Genomic DNA, 16,095 nt, shown 5'->3' with positions numbered 1-16,095 from the left:
GCTCTCAGCGCAGCATCCTGGCCAGGCCGAGCACGCCCGAGCCGAGCAGCTCCAGCCAGCTGAACGAGTCGTCCCACAGCACGATCTTCCCGTCGCGCACCTCGAAGGTCCCGCGGACGCCGAACGACGTCTTCCACGGACCGGCGCTGATCACGTCGGTGCGGTCGGTGAGCACCACGTCACCGTCCGCGGCGACGTGCTTCCACCGGACGTCGAAGCCGATGCCGCGGCTCTCCATGTCGCGCAGCATCGTCCGCACGCGTTCGCCCTGGAACGCCGGCAGTCCGGTGTTGCGCCACACCACCGCGTCGTCGAGGAGCGCGAGGGCGGCATCGGTCTCCTTCCGCGCGAGGTGCTCGAGGAAGCTGCGTACGACGAGGTCCGGTGTCGAGGTGGTCATGCTTCGACCGTAGCGCCGCCCCGGGGACGGATCGGCTCGGCGATCGCCTGGATGCGCCTGGTCGCGAGCTCGATCATCAGCTCGGCGGCGGGGGACAGGGTCGCCCCGGCGCGGTGCACGATCGCGAACGTGTCGTACTGGCGGGGCCGGAGCGGGACCCAGCCGGCCTTCGGGGCCAGCCGGGGCAGCAGCTGGCGGGCCGCGCCCCGCGGGACGATCGTGTCGGCGTACCCCAGTCCCACCAGCTCGACCGCGGTCTCGATGTCCTCGACCTCGATCCGGGTCTGCGGGTTGCGACCGGTGGCGTGCAGCATCTGGCGCAGGGTCTGGCGGGTCGAGTCGGTGGCGCGGAACGTGGTCTCCGACATGACCAGCGAGCTCTGGGCCAGCCGGCTCGCCGTGACCGGCCCCGTCAGGTTGGCCGGGTCCGCGCTCACGTACACGAGCTCCTCGCGGGCGACGGGCGTGATCGTCAGCCCCTCGCTCGCGATCGTCGAGACGGCGAGCATCGCCGCCTCGAGCCGGCCGCGACGCAGCTCCTCGGCGACCTCGGTGGAGTTCTGGCCGATCAGCTCGACCCGCACCCCGGGGTAGCGCGCGAGGACGTCGGCGATCAGCCCCGCCCCGGCGTACAGGCGGGCGATGCCGAACATGCCGAACCGGATGGTGCCGGTCTCCAGCGACTTCGCGCTGCGTGCGGCGTCCTGGGCCTCGCGCACCGCGGCCAGCACCTTCTCCGCGTGCGGGCGCAGCGTGTCGGCCACCGTCGTCGGGACGACACCGCGGCCCACCCGGCGGAAGAGCTGGACGCCGAGCGACTTCTCCAGGGACCGGATCTGCTCGGACACCGACGGCTGGGCGTACCCCAGCTCCTCGGCGGCGGCGGTCAACGACCCGTGCTCGTAGGTGGCCAGGAAGCAGGTGAGCTGATGCAGCGATAGCAACGGCGAGGGCATAGGCATATCCTAGATCTTGTGAAGGAAAGCAAGGCTACCCCTTTGTCTTCTACTGACGGACCATGGAGGGGTACCCGTCCGCTGTCCTCGAGGGAGGTCACCATGTTCGACCACCACTGCACCGCCTGCGCCCAGCGCCAGCTGATCTTCCCGAGCCAGATCACCGGCGTGGCCAACACCGACCACGGCATCGTCGTGAGCTTCACCTGCGCGTGCGGCGCCGGCCAGACGATGCTCACCGGCCGCAGGAAGGCGTCGACCGAGAAGGTCACGCTCGCGGCCTGAGCCAGAACCGCCCGGACGCCGGTCCCGATGCCGTTTTCGCGCACCGGACCGGCGTCCGTATACTTCCTCGGGTTGCCCGGACCGGACCACTCCGGACTCCGGGCAGTGCGCCGCCTTAGCTCAGTCGGTAGAGCGATTCACTCGTAATGAATAGGTCGTCGGTTCGATTCCGACAGGCGGCTCCAACTCGTGGATGACCCCGGGTCGTCCTTGACCGAGCGGCTCGGGCTCGTGCGCCAGGCGCGGGCTCCGTGCGCAGGCGCGGATCCAGCTGCCGACGAGGTCACGCTGCTGCTCAGCCGCCTCCGGTGGCCAGGCGCATGAGGTCGGTGTCGAAGTCGACATCGGCGTCAGAGCGTTCCGCGCGGCTCGCGTTCCCGCCGAACTGGTGCTGGTGACCAGCCCAGTTCTCGTCGGCTATCGCCCGTGCGACGTCGCTGCGGACCAGGAGCGTGAGCTCGGTGGCCGCACGAGCGATCCGATTGCCCAGGTCGCTCGCGCCCCAGTCCTCGGGCGCTGCGTAGACGGACGTAGGCGTCGGGATGGCCCGGAGGAAGGCGAACAGCGGTCGCAGCTGTTCGTCGACGACCATTGCGTGTCGCGGGGAGCCCCCGGTCGCAGCCAGGACGACGGGCTTGGCGATGAGCAGGTCGTTGTCGATCAGGTCGGCGAAGGACTTGAACAGACCGCTGATCCCGGCCTTGTAGACCGGCGCGCTGGCCACGATCGCGTCTGCCGTGGCGAGCAGGTCGAGGGCTTCCTGGACAGCCTCGGTCGGGAATCCGGCTACCAGGGAGCGGGCGATGTCGACCGCGATCGGGGCCAGGTCGATGACGCTCACCGTGACAGGCGTGCCGGATGCCCGGAGGGTGTCGACGGCTCGCTGGGCGATCCGGTCGGCCAGCAGCCTGGTCGACGAGGGGGTGCTGACGCCCGCGCTGACCACGACAACAGCGACGGGGCTCGGCGGGGCGGCTGGGGTGGTGGTGGCGTTCACGTGCGGTTCCTCTGGGGTTCGTGACTGGCGTCGGCCGCGGCCAGCAGCGCGGTGCTGAGCTCCAGCAGGGTGGCGAGCTGGTCGGCGTCCAGTGCCCGGGTCATCGCTTCGGTGACCTGGCGAGCGTGTGCTCGTCCCAGCCGGCGCTGTGTCTCGGTGCCGGCGGCCGTGAGCCGGATGCGGTAGGCGCGGGCGTCGTGGGGGTCGTTGCTGCGCTCGACCAGGCCGCGGCGCTCCAGCCGGGCGACCAGCCGGGAGATGCCTGCCTGGGTCAGCAGGACGTCGTCGCAGAGCTCCGTCATGCGCAGGCCGTTCCGGGCGCTGGCCAGCGCGTAGAGGACGCCGTACTCGCGCGGGAGGAGGTCGCCCCAGTCGCCCTCCCGCTCGAACTCGAGCGCGAGGGTCGACTGGGCGCGGAACATCGCCTCCCAGGCCTGGTTGGCGAGCCGGATCTGTCGAGCGTCCATCACACGACCTCCGGGAACCGGGCCTCGACGCCCGCGTCGCTGTCCTGGTACGGCGAGGTGCCGGACAGGTTGTCGCCCCGGTTCGGGTTCGGGCGCGGCTGCCGCGGCTGGGCGTCGCCGTACTTGGCGCTCACGAGGGACGCGTGCGTGGGGGCCTCGGGGACGTCGGGGGCGCGTCGGGCCGCCAGCTCCCGTCGCAGCACCGGGACCACCTCGGTGCCGAGCAGCTCGACCTGCTCCAAGGCGACGGCGACCGGGAGCGAGAGTCCGTCGACCGCGAACAGCTGCCGCTGGTAGTCGCCGAAGCCCTCCTGGAACGTCATCACCTTGTCGATGACCTGCTGCGGGCTGCCCACCGTGAGCGGTGTGGCGGCCATGTGGTCCTCGAGGCGGGAGCCGCGGAAGACCGGGTAGTTCTCGAAGTAGGGCTTGAACTGGCGCACCGCGTCCTGGGAGTTCTTCGCGATGAAGGACATCCCGCCGAGCCCGACGATCGCCTGCGCGGCGGTTCCGTGACCGTAGTGCTCGAACCGGCGCCGGTACAGGTCGACCAGAGGCTTGAAGTGGAAGTGCGGTGCCAGCACGTGGTTGGCGAAGAAGCCGTTGCCGTAGAACGCAGCCTGCTCGGCGATCTCCGGGGTCCGGATCGACCCGTGCCAGACGAACGGGGGCACGTCGTCCAGCGGCCGCGGCGTCGAGGTGAAGCCCTGCAGCGGAGTCCGGAACCGGCCCTCCCAGTCGACGACGTCCTCGCGCCACAGCCGGTGCAGCAGGTTGTAGTTCTCCAGCGCCAGCGCGACGCCCTGCCGGATGTCCTTGCCGAACCACGGGTAGACCGGCACGGTGTTCCCGCGCCCGACCATCAGGTCGAGCCGGCCCTGCGCGACGTGCTGCAGCATCGCGTAGTCCTCGGCCACCTTGACCGGGTCGTTGGTGGTCATCAGCGTGACCGACGTGCTCAGCATGATCCGCTGGGTCAGGGCCGCGATGTAGGCGAGAAGCGTGGTGGGCGAGGACGGTACGAACGGCGGGTTGTGGTGCTCGCCGAGCGCGAAGACGTCCAGGCCGACCTCGTCGGCGCGCTGGGCGACCGCGACGATGTTGCGGATCCGCTCGGCCTCGCTCTGGGTGTAGCCGGTGCCCGGCTCCGGGGCGATGTCGCCCACGCTGAAGATGCCGAACTGCATGATGTGCTCCTCCCGCGCGTCAGCAAGATGCTTGACTGTGCATGCAGTTGAACAACATGACTGCGCATCTATTCCGGGCGCTGGCGCGACGGCGTTGCGCCGCGTCAGTGGCCGGCGCTCTGGCCGCCGTCGATGTGGAGGATCTCCCCGGTCACGAAGGGGGACTGCTCGAGGTAGACGACGCCCCGCGTGACGTCGGTGATCCGACCGGTCGTGCCGATCGGGTGCTGCCGGTCGAGGAGCTGATGGGTCTCGGCGGAGAACGTCGAGGTCTCGATGACGCCGAGCGAGACCGCGTTCACCCGGATGCCGTGTCCGGCGTACTCGATCGCGAGGGACCTGGTGGCCGCCGCGATGCCGCCCTTGCTCAACGCGGTCAGCGCCGACGGCACCGCAGACGAGGCGCTCTCCACGAGGGTGCTGGTCAGGTTGACGACGTGACCGCCTGCTTCCTGCGCCAGCATCTGGACGACTGCGGCCCGGGTCAGGTGGAAGAACCCGTCGACGTTGGTCCGCATCACCGTCCGGTAGTCCTCGTCGGTGATGTCCTCGAAGGGCCCGGCGATGAAGATGCCGGCGTTGTTCACCAGCGTGTCGAGCCGCCCGAACCGCCCCATCGCCGCGTCCACGACGTCGCGCGCGAGAGCGGGGTCGCCGACGTCGCCGGCCACGGTCTCCAGGGTGGCCGTCGACTGCGGGGCGATGGAGCGGGAGTTCGCGACCACGGCGTAGCCGAGGTCGAGGTAGGCATCGACCAGCGCCGCACCGATGCCGTGAGAGGCGCCGGTGATGGCGGCCACCCGAGGGGCGTTCATGGACACTCCCTGCGTCCGGTCGACCCGGCGGTCCGGCCCGCTGCGACGCCGCCCTTCGCTGCGTCCGGTGCAGCCACAGTCGGGGGAGGGGGCGTCGGGAAGAGCACGATGCCGCCGGCTACGGCTACCTCGCCGTAGGCGCGCGCGAGGTCGTCCAGGCTCGCGTGCCGGTTCAGGCCGCTCGGGTTCGGGACCACCCAGACCGGGACGTCGCCGAGCCGGTCGCGCTGCAGTCCCGGGCGCGCGTCCGGATTGCCGAACGCGGTCCGGTAGGCGGTGATGCCGAGGACCGCGACCGTGGCCGGCGCGATGCGTTCGATCCGTTCGGCGAGCGCCACCGCTCCCGCGACGAGCTCCGCCGCGGTGAGCTCGTCGGCACGGGCCGACGCTGCGGGGACGATGGAGGTGATGCCGACGCCCCGCTCGAGCAGTCGCGCGCGGTCCTGCGCCAGCAAACCCTCGGAGGCGTCGATCCGCCGGTCGACGATCCCCGCGCGATGGAGCGCCGGGAAGAAGCGGTTGCTTCCGCCGCCGAAGTGCGCCTGGACCGCTACCGAGCGAAGGCCGGGATTGATACCGACGAACAGCACGCGAGTGTCCGACCCGTACAGGTCGGGCAGCGTGTGACCCCGGAACGCGGCGAGCTCGGCGCGGGTGAAGCGCATCCGTGCACTCTACGATCGCCCGCCACGAGCGTGTCGGGCGCTGGTCTCCACGTGCCGGTCGACCGCGCGCCTTCGCGGGCCGGTACTGGCCATCACGGTGGCGCCCCCCGGCAGTCGCGGCGTCCGCGCCGACTGCCTCGGCCGGCGGCACGACTCGGCCGCGGACCCGCCGAGGTCCCCGAGCGGTTCTGACCCACCACCCCAACCAGGCGCGCGGTGATGACGACGACCGGGGACCCGGAAGTCACCTGCCGGGTCCGGGGCGACCAGTGGCCGGGCCCGGGTGCGACCAGTGACTTACCCGGGCGCGATCACCACCCTCCTGGACCGACGCTCACGTAAGGAGGGATTCAGGTGAACCGTAGCTACTCGGACCCGGAGATCCGGGTCCGCAACACCGAGATCGTCGGCCGACTGGCAGCCGCTCCTGCCGCGGAGCGACGAGCATTGGCCGACGAGCTGGTGCTCAACAACCTGACGATCGCCCGCTCCATCGCGCGTCGGTACGCTCGACGCTCGAACTTCGGGTCGGATGTCGAGCAGGTCGCGTACCTTGCCCTGGTCCTGGCAGCCCGCGGGTACGACCCGACACGTGGCACCGACTTCCTGGCGTACGCCGTCCCGTCGATCACTGGTGCGGTCAAGCACTACTTCCGGGACTCGGCGTGGATGATCCGGCCACCGCGACCCGTTCAGACCGCACACGTGCGCGACGAGGGGCAGCGAGAGCAGCACACGGTCTCCGGTATCAGCGTCGAGACCTGTTTCCGCCCACGAAGCCTCGATGCGCCCGCCACCGGGGACCTGATCCCGGTCGGCGCGCTGATCCGCGACGACGACGACCGCACGTGGGAATGTGCCGACGCGCGCCTGCTGCTCCTCCCGCACCTGCGCGAGCTGTCACCACGGGCCCGCCAGATCCTGCGGCTGCGGTTCGTCGAGGACCGGACCCAGGACGAGATCGCCGCCACGCTCGGCATCTCCCAGTTCCATGTGTCGCGACTCCTGAACCGATGCCTGGGCGACCTGCGGGACCGCCTGAAGGGCGTGGCGTGAGGGGTCCTCGCGCGCCAGGGACCGACCGAGCCGGAAGAAGGGGTCGACGACTCGATTCCGGCCGGCGGCTCCAACGCGACGTCCGACCTGCGTCAACTCGACCCGGTTCGCGGGGACCAGGCCCCCTAGGGCCGGGCGCGACCTGCGACGCGACGGTGATGGTCGGAGTCGATGAGGTCGGCGTAGCCCGGATTGTTCTCGATGAACGTGTGTACGACGGGGCAGTAGTTGATGACGGTCCTTCCTTGTGCCCTCACATCGTCGAGAGCTCGGCGGATCAGCTCCATCGAGACGCCGAGGCCCCGGAAGTCCGGCAGCACCGAGACGGCGAGCAGTGCGATCCGGTCAGCCCCGACGAGGTTGTAGGGGATCCCGCCGATCGTGGCGCCGTCGACGATGGCTTCGTAGATCCCGGCCGTCTCGTCGTTGAGCACGTCAACGGTGAGCGGCGAGGCGTCGGAGCTGTCTGTCGTCGCATCGTGGAGAACGGACCGGCCCAGGTCTGGGGTCTGCCCCGGTCCGTCGCGCTGGTCCGAGTGCTTGACGGCGCAACGTGCGAGCGAAGAGGCGGGGTGCTCGCGGGAGTAGTCCGGTCGCGGCTCCTGGGGTCGCTGGTGACCAGCCTCGCCACCCACACGCCCGCCGTACGGCCGCCCGTGGTCGGCGTACTCGTCCCGGAGGAAGATGAGCTGCCACGGGCCGGCCGTGAAGTGCGACCCGGTCCGGAGGACCTCGTGTCGACCACTGCTGGTCGCCCCGTCGCCGAGCATCGTCAGGACGTATTCGTCAGTCGCCTCGTGAAGGACCCTGGCGTGCAGCGCATCGGTGGCGGAGAGCTCGAGGTCTGAGTCAGCTGCCGATCCGATGTGGATGAGGTCGCACCTGATCTCGTGGACGTACCGCTCGTGGTCGCTGGTAGCGAGGATGCGCGGGTGCCCGGCACCCCAACCGGCGTGTGTGGTGGTCACGGTGTGCCGCCTCGGCGTGGCGTTCTGCTCGGACATGATCGCGATCCTCCGTCTTCGACTTGTGCTGGCGGCCGTCCCTGTACGACGCCTTCCTCACCGGGCATGCGGGTGCCCTGGAGTCACGGACGCACGTTGATGACCGTCTTCCCCTTGCGGCGCTCCGTGGCGGTCAACGTGGCGACGGCGTCGTCGAGGGACGCGATGTCTCCGATGTTGGTCCGGAGACGCCCCTGCTGCACACGCTGGACGATCTCGGTGAGCTGGAGACGGTCGGCCTCGACGACGAAATCGACCGAGAGACCGTCAGCGGGCCGGTGCTCCACCGGGCCGACGACGCTGACGAGCGTCCCGCCGGTCTTGATCAGGGCAGCCGAGGCCTTCTGGACGTCGCCGCCGATGACGTCGAAGACCAGGTCGACGTTGCCCACCTCGGCGAGGCCATCGTCCTCGAGGTCGACGAACTCGTGTGCCCCGTAGTCGAGTGCCTTCTCGCGGTCGGCGCCTCGACCGGTCCCGATCACGAAGGCACCGGCCTCGCGGGCGAGCTGGGTCACCATGGTGCCGACTGCGCCCGCCGCGCCGTGAGCGAGCACGGTCTGCCCGGCCTGGAGGCGACCGTGCTGGAACAGGCCCTGCCAGGCGGTGAGGCCCGAGATGGGCAGGGAGGCACCGGTCGTGAAGTCGACGTCGCCCGGCAGCGCGGCCAGGTTGCGTGACTCGACGGCGACGTACTCCGCCAGCGTGCCGTCGCGGTGCCAGTCGGCGATGCCCAGCACCCGCTGTCCCACGGACAGCCCGGTCGTGCCGTAGCCGAGCGCAGTGACGACGCCGGCCATCTCGTGGCCGAGGATCGCCGGTGCCTTGTCGTGGCCGGCGCGATCCGTCCAGGTCGAGGGCCAGTCGACCTCGGTCGAGACGAAGCCGGCCGCGTGGACCTGAACGACGACGTCATTGATTGCGGGTCCCGGCTCGGGCCGGTCCACCAACTCCATTCCGGCCGTCCCTGCGGACTGGTCCGTCACGACGATCGCCTTCATGTGCTGTCTCCTCTTCTTGATGGCCGGCCTCGATGGGTCGCACCGGACTGTGTCTTCAGTGTGCGCCGAGCGAACGGCCGTGAGTCCGCCCGAGCGTTGGGCTGGTTTTGGGACGGGGTCGCGCTCAGTTCGCCCGGCGTGGGCCGTGTGGATTGCGTGCGGCGACGAGGGTGGTCAGCGTCGCAACCAGGGCGAGTACGCCGTACCCGAGGGCGATCTGGGGGAGCGGGAGAGTGCTGGCCAGGTGGCCGGCGATGAGGACCGGGACGGTTGCTCCGCCGTAGGAGAGCAGGTAGACGACACTGAAGAGTGGGGCCCGCTGGGGAATCGTGCTGCCCTGGAGCAGGCCGCGGGTGGTGGAGCTGATCGCGATCCCTTGGCCGGCGCCAGCCAGCACGGTCGCGGCGATGAACAGCGGCAGCTCGTCAACCGTGATGGCTGCGATCAGCCCGGCGACGCCGAGGAGGAACGCGGCCATGCCGAGTCGTTGACCCGAGGCGGTGTCGACCGCGCCGCTGAGCGGGGCACCGAGCGCACTGGACGCCATGTAGGCGGCGAAGACCAGGCCCAGGACGAGGGAGCTCTGGCTGTGGAGCTCGCCCTCGACCAGTGCAGGCACGAACGCTTGGTAGAACGCACCCATGGCCCACGTGGCCAGGAGGACAGCGGCGGCGACCGGCAGCAGCTGTCGGACGTGCGAGGCGGCAGCGACCTGCGGCCGCAAGGACCTCCAGGCTCCTGGGGTCCGCGGTGCAGTCTCGCGGCTGACCGCGATCAGCGCGACGGCCACGAGGAGGACGGCGATCTCGACCAGGAAGATCAGGTCCCGCGGCCAGGGTGCGAACTCGACCAGGCCTCCCGAGACGACCGCACCGACAGCGAGACCGAGCATGACTGTCTGGCTCGACGCGACCGACGCCAGCCAAGCGGGCTCGGCCGGTGCGGCGTCGACGATGTAGGAGGTGAGGCTGCTGCTGGCCAGGCCGGCGCCGATTGCCCATGAGGAGCCGGCCGGTGATCAGGACGCCGATGTGGTGCACCTCGAGGAGCACCAGCGAGCCCGCCACCAGCAGGAGAAGGCTGGCGATCGCCACGGGCCGTCGGCCCACGTGGTGGGACAGCCTGCCGAAGACCAGCAGCGTGATCAGCGTGGCTGCCGAGTAGGCGACGACGGTCATCGAGATGTCGCCGTTGGTGAACCCGTCCTCCGCTCTGTAGATGTTGAACAGGGGGATGGTCGATCCCACGGTCGCGAACGCCACGACGAGCGAGACCACCGCCGGCACGAACGCCGAGCAGCGCCATGACCTGCTCGACCGCTTCGACGTCCCCGACGGTGCCCTCGGGCCAGGGGTGGCCGGCGTGCTCGGGATGGCCGCGGCGGCCGGCAGGTTGCCTGTCGTGCCGACGTGGCCGTCCCGGACCGTGACGTGCTTCATCGGTTCCTTCCCTTCCTCGCTCCCCATGGGATCGCTGTCGGCGGGCTCGTGGTCAGATGCCGCTGTCACGGGTCATGACGCGTCTCAGGCGAACGTGAACAGCTGGTCCTCGTCGAAGCGCGAGATCGGGTTCGAGTACCGCTTCTCAGGGGCGGGGTAGCCCAGCGCCAGGAGCACGGTCGTCGAGTGGCCCGTCTCGCGGATCTTGAAGGCCTTGTCGACACTCGTCGGGTCGAACCCCTCGAGCGGCGTGGCGTCGACGCCGAGCTCGGCGGCGGCCATCATGGTCAGACCCACCACCATGTAGGTCTGCTTCTCCATCCAGTGGGTGACGTCCTTGTAGCCGTAGTTGCGCAGGCTCAGGAAGTCGCGTGTCATCGACTCCCACAGGTCCTGCTTGGCCGGGTCGGGGAAGCGGCCGTCGGCCCTTTCCTTGTCGAAGACCGCCGCGAGGTGGCTCTCGGGGAGGTCGGCCCGGGTGGTGACGATGATCGTGTGCGAGGAGTTCAGGATCTTCTCCGCGTTGTCCTGGAACCGTTCGCCGAGGTTGGCCGCCAGGCGCTCCTTGCCGTCGTCGGTGGCGAGCACGTAGAAGTGGTTCGGCTGGATGTTGGTCGAGGTCGGCGCCGAGCGGAGGAACTTCAGCAGCTGCTGGAGGGTCTCCTGGGGGATCGTCTTGGTGGGGTCGAAGTACCTGGTGAGGTGCTTGGCCATGAGCTTGTCGAGGTCCATGTGGGCTGGCTTTCTGCTTGTCTTCGATGAGCGTGAGTTCGATCCGGTTGGTGTCGCCGGGCGGCGGCTACCTTTCGCGGCTGAGCAGCTGCGTTGCGCGGCCGAAGCCGAGTCCGGTCGTTGCGGACGCGAGGTCGCCGTCCGTGAGCGCCACTACTGCCTCTTCGAGCGCGCCCATCGCGTGGGTGTAGAGCGTGGGGCCCACGCTGATGCGCCTGGCGCCGAGCCCCTGCAGCTCTGACACGGTGAGCACCTCGTCCGCCGGCGAGATGAGGACGTTGACGGGCTTCGGCGCTACCGCGGTGATGATCGCCACGAGTGCATCGCGGTCAGGTGGGAAGGGGGCGAACAGCACGTCAGCTCCGGCCTCGGCGAAGGCGGTCAGGCGACGGATGGTGTCGTCGAGGTCCGGTCGTCCTTGGATGAAGTTGTCCGTGCGACCGGTGATGACGATGCGCCCCTTGCCTGCGGCCACGGCACTCCGGACCCGGTTGACGGCGTCGTCGAAGGTGCGGATCGGCTGCTCGGGATTGCCCGTGGTGTCCTCGATGCCGATGCCGGCCAGACCATGGTCGACAGCCTGTTCAACGGTCACGGCGACGTCCTCCGGCGCTTCGCCGTACCCGTCCTCGAAGTCTCCGTTGACCGGCAGGCCGGTGAGCTGAGCGAGCAGGCGCGCGTGGGCGAGGTGCTCCTCGCGGCTGATGCAGCGGCGTCCGTCGACCCGGCCGAGCGTCGCGGCCAGTGCGACCGACGAGGTCCCCAGGGCTTCGAAGCCGGCATCGGCGAGCATCAGTGCAGAGAGGCCGTCCCAGGCGTTGGGCATGACGAAGCCACCTTCGCGGGCATGCAGGGCCAGGAACCTCTCGTAGGACTCGGAATTGGGCATCGGGCACCTCTCGCTGGGCTGGTAGCGGCGGTCAGGAATGAGGGACGGAGTGTTGGTGTCGCGGGGGAGGGCTGCCTTTACGCCGGGACGTCGGCCGGGTTGGCGCCCGAGTCGCCGTACCGAGGTCCTGGACGCGGTCAGAGCTCAGCGCCGTTGCAGGCGCAGCGTCCGGGTCAGGCGAGTGCGGCCCGCACGCTCTCGCGCAGCTCGGGGATGACCTCGGTCTCGTACCAGGGATTCTTGGCCAGCCATCGAAAGTTCAGGGGAGAGGGATGGACCAGCGGGATGGTGCCGGGCAGGAAGTCGGCGTAGCGACGGACAGTCGCGGTCAGTGACTCCCGAGTCCCCAGGTAGTGCCGCTGCGCGTAGCTGCCGATGAGCAGGGTCAGCTGGATGCGTGGCATCGCGCCGATCAGTTGCGGGTGCCACCGTGCGGCGAATCCCGGGCGCGGTGGGAGGTCCCCGTGGAGCCCCTTGCCGGGGTAGTAGAAGTCCATCGGCAGCAGGGCGAATCGTGAGGGGTCGCGGAAGGTGTCCTCGTCCACTCCGAGCCAGTCGATGAGCCGGGATCCGCTGGCGTCGTTCCACGGCACGCCGGACTCCGGGGCCTTCCTGCCCGGAGCCTGTCCGACAACCAGGACGCGCGCCGACGCATCGGCGACATAGATCGGCCGGTAGGCCACCGCCGCCGCCCAAGCGTTGTCCGGGTCGGCGATGATCGCCGCCCGGATGCGGTCGAGCTCAGACGACGTCATGGCGCTCCTCGAGTGGTAGGTCCATTGTGCGGCAGGGGCGCGTCGCCCTCGCGGCTCGCGTCGCCCTCGACCAGGAGGACGACCAGCGGTGGAGTCAGTGGCCGAGGTCGCCGCGACGCTCTCCGTCGTCGACGAAGGTGCAGACCCGAAAGGTCACCTTGAAGGGTCGACCTCCGGTGCCGGACCCGGGCCCGTACTCGAACGAGACCTCGTAACGGTGGTCGGCGGACATCGAGCGCATCCGATAGCGCGACCCCGAGGACGCGAGATGGAGGCGGAGCATCTCGGCCCGGACCACCACGGCTGCTTTCGCGTCCGCGAAGGTCCAGCAGAACGGCGGGTGCTCGTCCGCGCGCTTGAGAGTCCTCGACGGGTCGCTCGGGCCGCTGACGGCCATGGCGGCGTAACGGATCCTCATGTGGCGACTGCTTCCCGGCCGCCCGCGCCACTCGTCCGTGGTTCGACCGCCGAGGACGCGCCCTGGAGCGCGGTGGCAGCCCCACGGCGACCTCGATCGGGCAGGTGTCGAGGCTCCGCCTCGCAAGCCGGGATCACGCTGCGCACGGTGTCCCCCTTCGATCTCGCTCGTCGCCCTGGTGTCCATCGCCCGTGTCCACGACCTCGGGAGCACCCGGTCCTGTGGGTATGTCGCTGCGTGAGGTGGTCGTCTTACGCGCGGAGCGTCCGGCGGGTCGATCAGCCGCCGTACGAGAGCCGGCGGCAGAGCCGGACCGGAGGGCCGGCGCCCCAGGTAAGACCGCCCCACCCGAGGTCACCTACCTACGCATGACCTCACGATCTCGGGAGGCGGGCACGTCACGCCCAGTGGACGTCCGCCCCTGGGTCAACCATCGAACATCTGCGGTCACGGACCGCGTCGGAAGGAAGTGGACAGCATGGGTGCATTCGAAGGCCGGAAACTGATCGCGGTCGGCGGTAGCAGCGGGATGGGACGCCAGACCGCGATCGATGTGGTCGCCGGCGGCGGCACCGCCGTGATCGTGGGCCGCAACCCGAGCCGGGTCGACGAGACCGTCGAGACGATCTCGCAGAAGGGGAAGGCATGGGGCATCACCGCCGACCTCGCCGACCGCGACGAGGTCAGGCGCGTGCAGGAGATCCTCGCCACCGACCACGCCGACGCGACCCTGCTGGTGAACTCCGCGGGGTTCTTCATCCCGAAGCCCTTCCTCGAGTACGGCGAGCCTGAATACGACTCATACCTCGAGCTCGCCCGTTCGGCGTTCTTCCTCACTCAGACCGTCACCCGGGGAATGATCGCCGCCGGCGGCGGGGCCGTCGTGAACATCGGGTCGATGTGGGCGCACCAGGCGATCGCCGCCACTCCGGCAACCGGGTATTCGATGGGCAAGGCCGCCCTCCACGCGCTCACCCACAACCTCGCCATGGAGCTGGCAGAGCACAAGATCCGCGTCAACGCCGTCGCCCCCGCCGTCGTGGCGACGCCGCTCTACGAAGGTTTCATCCCGCAGGACCAGCTCGAGGCCACCCTCGCCACCTTCGACAGCTTTCACCCTCTCGGCCGGGTGGGGACGCCTCAGGACATCGCCTCGGCAGTCACCTATCTGCTGTCCGAGGACGCCAGCTGGGTCACTGGGGCGATCCTCAACGTCGACGGGGGCGTGATGGCGGGTCGGAGCTAGACGAGAAGCTCCGTCCAACCACCCCGTCATAGCTGGCCGGGCACCACTCGGGCTGGTGCCCGGCCACGAGCTCACGGCACAACCAGGAGGAACCGCTGTGGCAACCAGGTACGAGCGAACCCCAGAAGCCGTCAGGCAGCTGACGCCGCGCCAGTACGCGGTGACCCAGGAGGACGCGACCGAGCCTCCCTTCCAGAACGAGTTCTGGAACTCGGATGAGGCCGGTATCTACGTCGACGTCGTCTCCGGGGAGCCCCTGTTCGCCTCGGTCAACAAGTACGGCAGCCGTACCGGATGGCCGAGCTTCACCGTCCCACTGGAGCTCGACAACGTCGTGGAGCTCGTCGACGACACCCTCGGAATGGACCGGATCGAGGTTCGCTCGGCGCACGGGAACAGCCACCTCGGTCACCTGTTCGCGGACGGTCCCGCGGACCAAGGGGGCATGCGTTACTGCATCAACTCGGCCGCGCTGAGGTTCATCGCCGTTGCCGATCTCGAGGCGAGAGGGTACGGCCAGTACCTGCACCTGTTCGACGGCGCCGGCGTACCCGCTGCTGCGGAGATCACCACGACGGAGGGTGAGGGCCGATGATCACCTACGGGTTGGACAAGGACGCCGAGACGGCCACCCTTGCCGGCGGATGCTTCTGGGGCATGGAGGACCTGCTGCGCAAGAGGGAAGGGGTTCTCGCGACGCGGGTCGGGTACACGGGTGGCACGAACGAGTACCCGAGCTACCGGAATCACCCCGGTCACGCCGAGGCCGTCGAGATCACCTTCGACCCGGATGAGGTCAGTTTCCGAGACCTGCTCGAGCTCTTCTTCCAGGTTCACGACCCGACCACCGTCGACCGGCAGGGCAATGACGTCGGGACCAGCTACCGATCCGCGATCTTCTACAACAGCGAGTCGCAACGCGATGTCGCCCATGCGGTGATCAGGGAGATCGACGAGAGCGGTCGGTGGCCGGGCAAGGTGGTGACCGAAGTGACCCCCGCCGGTCCGTTCTGGGAGGCGGAGCCGGAGCACCAGGACTACCTGGTGAAGAACCCGAACGGTTACACATGCCACTACGTCCGGCCGTACTGGCACCTGGCCGAACAGCACCCGGCCGGAACCTGAGACCCATGGGTCCGGGCGAATGACACTCGCATGGTTGCTGTTCGAGACCGATGGTCGCGTCCACGACCTTGCGTACGGTAGAACCTGGCTGGTTCGGGCGGCGTACCGCCAGTGAGTCCAAGACGGTCGAGACGCAGGCTGTGACGTGCTCCTAGCGCGCAGGCCGCAGAGGTCCGCTGGACGACGGCCGACCCACTGCCGGCGATACGCTCTCAGGCGCCCGCATTCAATCGGAGCCGAGATTGCGGGCCAGGCAACCGAGTACGCAGACGAGACCAAGACCGACGAAGGTGGACGTGTGGCGAACAGTGCGCAGAACGATGCGAACGAGCAGCACAGCGATCACTGGGACCGGCTCGAGGCCTTCCTGCACACGGACCCCCGAGACGCGGGGTGCGACACGACGATGGAGATGCTGGACGTGTATGCCGAGCTCGTGGCGGCCGGCTCTGACCCAGCAGAACGGTTCCCGGGTATCCGTGCGCACCTCCTGGCATGCGGACCGTGCGCGGAGGACCTCGAGGGCCTGCTCATCGCCATCACCGGCGGGTCCTCACCGACGACCCCGGATGTGCCATGACCTCGGCGCTCAGGACGATCGACGGACCGCACCACGGCGCGGTCGCGTCCTGACGCACCACACGACCGACCGCGCGGC

19 protein-coding genes, 1 tRNA gene and 1 pseudogene are annotated in these 16,095 nt (G+C 69.5%); 6 read left to right on the top strand and 15 right to left on the bottom strand.

Translation table 11 applies throughout. From position 1 onward, the window contains the following. Positions 1-4: 4 nt before the first annotated feature. Together ACVW2K_RS01670 and ACVW2K_RS01665 are read right to left on the bottom strand one after the other, a co-directional pair. Entirely contained in the window at positions 5-400 is a 396-nt protein-coding gene (locus tag ACVW2K_RS01670; RefSeq protein ID WP_457201293.1) for a limonene-1,2-epoxide hydrolase family protein, read from the bottom strand. Beyond that, a complete protein-coding gene (locus tag ACVW2K_RS01665) occupies positions 397-1,356 on the bottom strand; it encodes a LysR family transcriptional regulator (RefSeq protein ID WP_457201292.1) in 960 nt (319 codons plus the stop codon). The genes ACVW2K_RS01670 and ACVW2K_RS01665 overlap by 4 nt, the downstream gene beginning before the upstream one ends. Before the next feature lie 102 nt (positions 1,357-1,458). Between ACVW2K_RS01665 and ACVW2K_RS01660 the strand changes: the two genes are divergently transcribed. After that, on the top strand, positions 1,459-1,641 hold the full coding sequence (locus ACVW2K_RS01660; RefSeq protein ID WP_028638714.1) for a hypothetical protein: 183 nt from the start codon (positions 1,459-1,461) through the stop codon (positions 1,639-1,641). 109 nt (positions 1,642-1,750) lie between these two features. Beyond that, positions 1,751-1,826: transfer RNA gene (locus tag ACVW2K_RS01655), tRNA-Thr, on the top strand. A 110-nt stretch (positions 1,827-1,936) separates the two neighbouring features. Here ACVW2K_RS01655 and ACVW2K_RS01650 read toward each other — a convergent pair. The 5 genes from ACVW2K_RS01650 to ACVW2K_RS01630 form a co-directional block, all read right to left on the bottom strand. Then, entirely contained in the window at positions 1,937-2,638 is a 702-nt protein-coding gene (locus ACVW2K_RS01650; RefSeq protein WP_457201291.1) for a CE1759 family FMN reductase, read from the bottom strand. Next, on the bottom strand, positions 2,635-3,105 hold the full coding sequence (locus ACVW2K_RS01645; protein WP_036571339.1) for a MarR family winged helix-turn-helix transcriptional regulator: 471 nt from the start codon (positions 3,103-3,105) through the stop codon (positions 2,635-2,637). The genes ACVW2K_RS01650 and ACVW2K_RS01645 overlap by 4 nt, the downstream gene beginning before the upstream one ends. Then, entirely contained in the window at positions 3,105-4,292 is a 1,188-nt protein-coding gene (locus ACVW2K_RS01640; RefSeq protein ID WP_457201290.1) for a CE1758 family FMN-dependent luciferase-like monooxygenase, read from the bottom strand. Before ACVW2K_RS01640 ends, ACVW2K_RS01645 begins: the two co-directional genes overlap by 1 nt. A gap of 104 nt (positions 4,293-4,396) precedes the next feature. Beyond that, the gene (locus ACVW2K_RS01635) at positions 4,397-5,107 is read right to left on the bottom strand and encodes an SDR family NAD(P)-dependent oxidoreductase (RefSeq protein ID WP_457201289.1); all 711 of its coding nucleotides are present in this window, start codon (positions 5,105-5,107) and stop codon (positions 4,397-4,399) included. Then, positions 5,104-5,772, bottom strand: a complete 669-nt coding sequence (locus ACVW2K_RS01630; protein WP_081790594.1) for a mismatch-specific DNA-glycosylase — start codon at positions 5,770-5,772, stop codon at positions 5,104-5,106. The genes ACVW2K_RS01635 and ACVW2K_RS01630 overlap by 4 nt, the downstream gene beginning before the upstream one ends. Before the next feature lie 354 nt (positions 5,773-6,126). Between ACVW2K_RS01630 and ACVW2K_RS01625 the strand changes: the two genes are divergently transcribed. Continuing rightward, entirely contained in the window at positions 6,127-6,828 is a 702-nt protein-coding gene (locus tag ACVW2K_RS01625) for a sigma-70 family RNA polymerase sigma factor (protein WP_457201288.1), read from the top strand. A 125-nt stretch (positions 6,829-6,953) separates the two neighbouring features. On the opposite strand, the gene ACVW2K_RS01620 is transcribed toward ACVW2K_RS01625, so the two are convergent. From ACVW2K_RS01620 to ACVW2K_RS01585, 8 genes and pseudogenes are all read right to left on the bottom strand, one after another. Then, entirely contained in the window at positions 6,954-7,832 is an 879-nt protein-coding gene (locus ACVW2K_RS01620) for a GNAT family N-acetyltransferase (protein ID WP_457201287.1), read from the bottom strand. 83 nt (positions 7,833-7,915) lie between these two features. Further along, a complete protein-coding gene (locus ACVW2K_RS01615) occupies positions 7,916-8,833 on the bottom strand; it encodes an NADP-dependent oxidoreductase (protein ID WP_457201286.1) in 918 nt (305 codons plus the stop codon). Positions 8,834-8,957: 124 nt separating this feature from the next. Then, on the bottom strand, positions 8,958-9,725 hold the full coding sequence (locus tag ACVW2K_RS01610; RefSeq protein ID WP_457204103.1) for a hypothetical protein: 768 nt from the start codon (positions 9,723-9,725) through the stop codon (positions 8,958-8,960). A 163-nt stretch (positions 9,726-9,888) separates the two neighbouring features. Next, positions 9,889-10,272: pseudogene (locus ACVW2K_RS01605) on the bottom strand (MFS transporter); the annotation flags it as partial. An 84-nt stretch (positions 10,273-10,356) separates the two neighbouring features. Further along, complete coding sequence (locus ACVW2K_RS01600; RefSeq protein WP_028638720.1) at positions 10,357-11,004, bottom strand: nitroreductase family protein; 648 nt, start codon at positions 11,002-11,004, stop codon at positions 10,357-10,359. Between the two features lie 67 nt (positions 11,005-11,071). Then, on the bottom strand, positions 11,072-11,893 hold the full coding sequence (locus tag ACVW2K_RS01595) for an isocitrate lyase/PEP mutase family protein (protein WP_457201285.1): 822 nt from the start codon (positions 11,891-11,893) through the stop codon (positions 11,072-11,074). Between the two features lie 173 nt (positions 11,894-12,066). Then, positions 12,067-12,648, bottom strand: coding sequence for a uracil-DNA glycosylase family protein (locus tag ACVW2K_RS01590; protein ID WP_457201284.1), 582 nt, complete (start codon positions 12,646-12,648; stop codon positions 12,067-12,069). Between the two features lie 94 nt (positions 12,649-12,742). Continuing rightward, positions 12,743-13,066 carry a hypothetical protein gene (locus tag ACVW2K_RS01585; RefSeq protein WP_155992276.1) on the bottom strand — a complete coding sequence of 108 codons (324 nt, stop codon included), beginning with the start codon at positions 13,064-13,066 and terminating at the stop codon, positions 12,743-12,745. A gap of 478 nt (positions 13,067-13,544) precedes the next feature. Between ACVW2K_RS01585 and ACVW2K_RS01580 the strand changes: the two genes are divergently transcribed. The 3 genes from ACVW2K_RS01580 to msrA all read left to right on the top strand — a co-directional run bounded on the left by ACVW2K_RS01580 (position 13,545) and on the right by msrA (position 15,437). Then, positions 13,545-14,312, top strand: coding sequence for an SDR family NAD(P)-dependent oxidoreductase (locus tag ACVW2K_RS01580; protein ID WP_028638724.1), 768 nt, complete (start codon positions 13,545-13,547; stop codon positions 14,310-14,312). 97 nt (positions 14,313-14,409) lie between these two features. Next, complete coding sequence (gene msrB, locus ACVW2K_RS01575; protein WP_457201283.1) at positions 14,410-14,907, top strand: peptide-methionine (R)-S-oxide reductase MsrB; 498 nt, start codon at positions 14,410-14,412, stop codon at positions 14,905-14,907. Then, positions 14,904-15,437, top strand: coding sequence for a peptide-methionine (S)-S-oxide reductase MsrA (gene msrA, locus ACVW2K_RS01570; RefSeq protein WP_036571347.1), 534 nt, complete (start codon positions 14,904-14,906; stop codon positions 15,435-15,437). The genes msrB and msrA overlap by 4 nt, the downstream gene beginning before the upstream one ends. Positions 15,438-16,095: the final 658 nt, after the last annotated feature.

The organism is Nocardioides sp. HB32, assembly GCF_054058995.1.
This window is presented reverse-complemented; position numbering and strand designations above follow the sequence as displayed.

Bases quoted from the DNA above. Each gene is read 5' to 3' on its own strand.
- ACVW2K_RS01670 (WP_457201293.1), bottom strand. From the start codon at position 400: ATGACCACCTCGACACCGGACCTCGTCGTACGCAGCTTCCTCGAGCAC.
- ACVW2K_RS01665 (WP_457201292.1), bottom strand. From the start codon at position 1,356: ATGCCCTCGCCGTTGCTATCGCTGCATCAGCTCACCTGCTTCCTGGCC.
- ACVW2K_RS01660 (WP_028638714.1), top strand. From the start codon at position 1,459: ATGTTCGACCACCACTGCACCGCCTGCGCCCAGCGCCAGCTGATCTTC.
- ACVW2K_RS01645 (WP_036571339.1), bottom strand. From the start codon at position 3,105: ATGGACGCTCGACAGATCCGGCTCGCCAACCAGGCCTGGGAGGCGATG.
- ACVW2K_RS01640 (WP_457201290.1), bottom strand. From the start codon at position 4,292: ATGCAGTTCGGCATCTTCAGCGTGGGCGACATCGCCCCGGAGCCGGGC.
- ACVW2K_RS01635 (WP_457201289.1), bottom strand. From the start codon at position 5,107: ATGAACGCCCCTCGGGTGGCCGCCATCACCGGCGCCTCTCACGGCATC.
- ACVW2K_RS01630 (WP_081790594.1), bottom strand. From the start codon at position 5,772: ATGCGCTTCACCCGCGCCGAGCTCGCCGCGTTCCGGGGTCACACGCTG.
- ACVW2K_RS01620 (WP_457201287.1), bottom strand. From the start codon at position 7,832: ATGTCCGAGCAGAACGCCACGCCGAGGCGGCACACCGTGACCACCACA.
- ACVW2K_RS01615 (WP_457201286.1), bottom strand. From the start codon at position 8,833: ATGAAGGCGATCGTCGTGACGGACCAGTCCGCAGGGACGGCCGGAATG.
- ACVW2K_RS01610 (WP_457204103.1), bottom strand. From the start codon at position 9,725: ATGCTCGGTCTCGCTGTCGGTGCGGTCGTCTCGGGAGGCCTGGTCGAG.
- ACVW2K_RS01600 (WP_028638720.1), bottom strand. From the start codon at position 11,004: ATGGACCTCGACAAGCTCATGGCCAAGCACCTCACCAGGTACTTCGAC.
- ACVW2K_RS01595 (WP_457201285.1), bottom strand. From the start codon at position 11,893: ATGCCCAATTCCGAGTCCTACGAGAGGTTCCTGGCCCTGCATGCCCGC.
- ACVW2K_RS01590 (WP_457201284.1), bottom strand. From the start codon at position 12,648: ATGACGTCGTCTGAGCTCGACCGCATCCGGGCGGCGATCATCGCCGAC.
- ACVW2K_RS01585 (WP_155992276.1), bottom strand. From the start codon at position 13,066: ATGAGGATCCGTTACGCCGCCATGGCCGTCAGCGGCCCGAGCGACCCG.
- ACVW2K_RS01580 (WP_028638724.1), top strand. From the start codon at position 13,545: ATGGGTGCATTCGAAGGCCGGAAACTGATCGCGGTCGGCGGTAGCAGC.
- msrA (WP_036571347.1), top strand. From the start codon at position 14,904: ATGATCACCTACGGGTTGGACAAGGACGCCGAGACGGCCACCCTTGCC.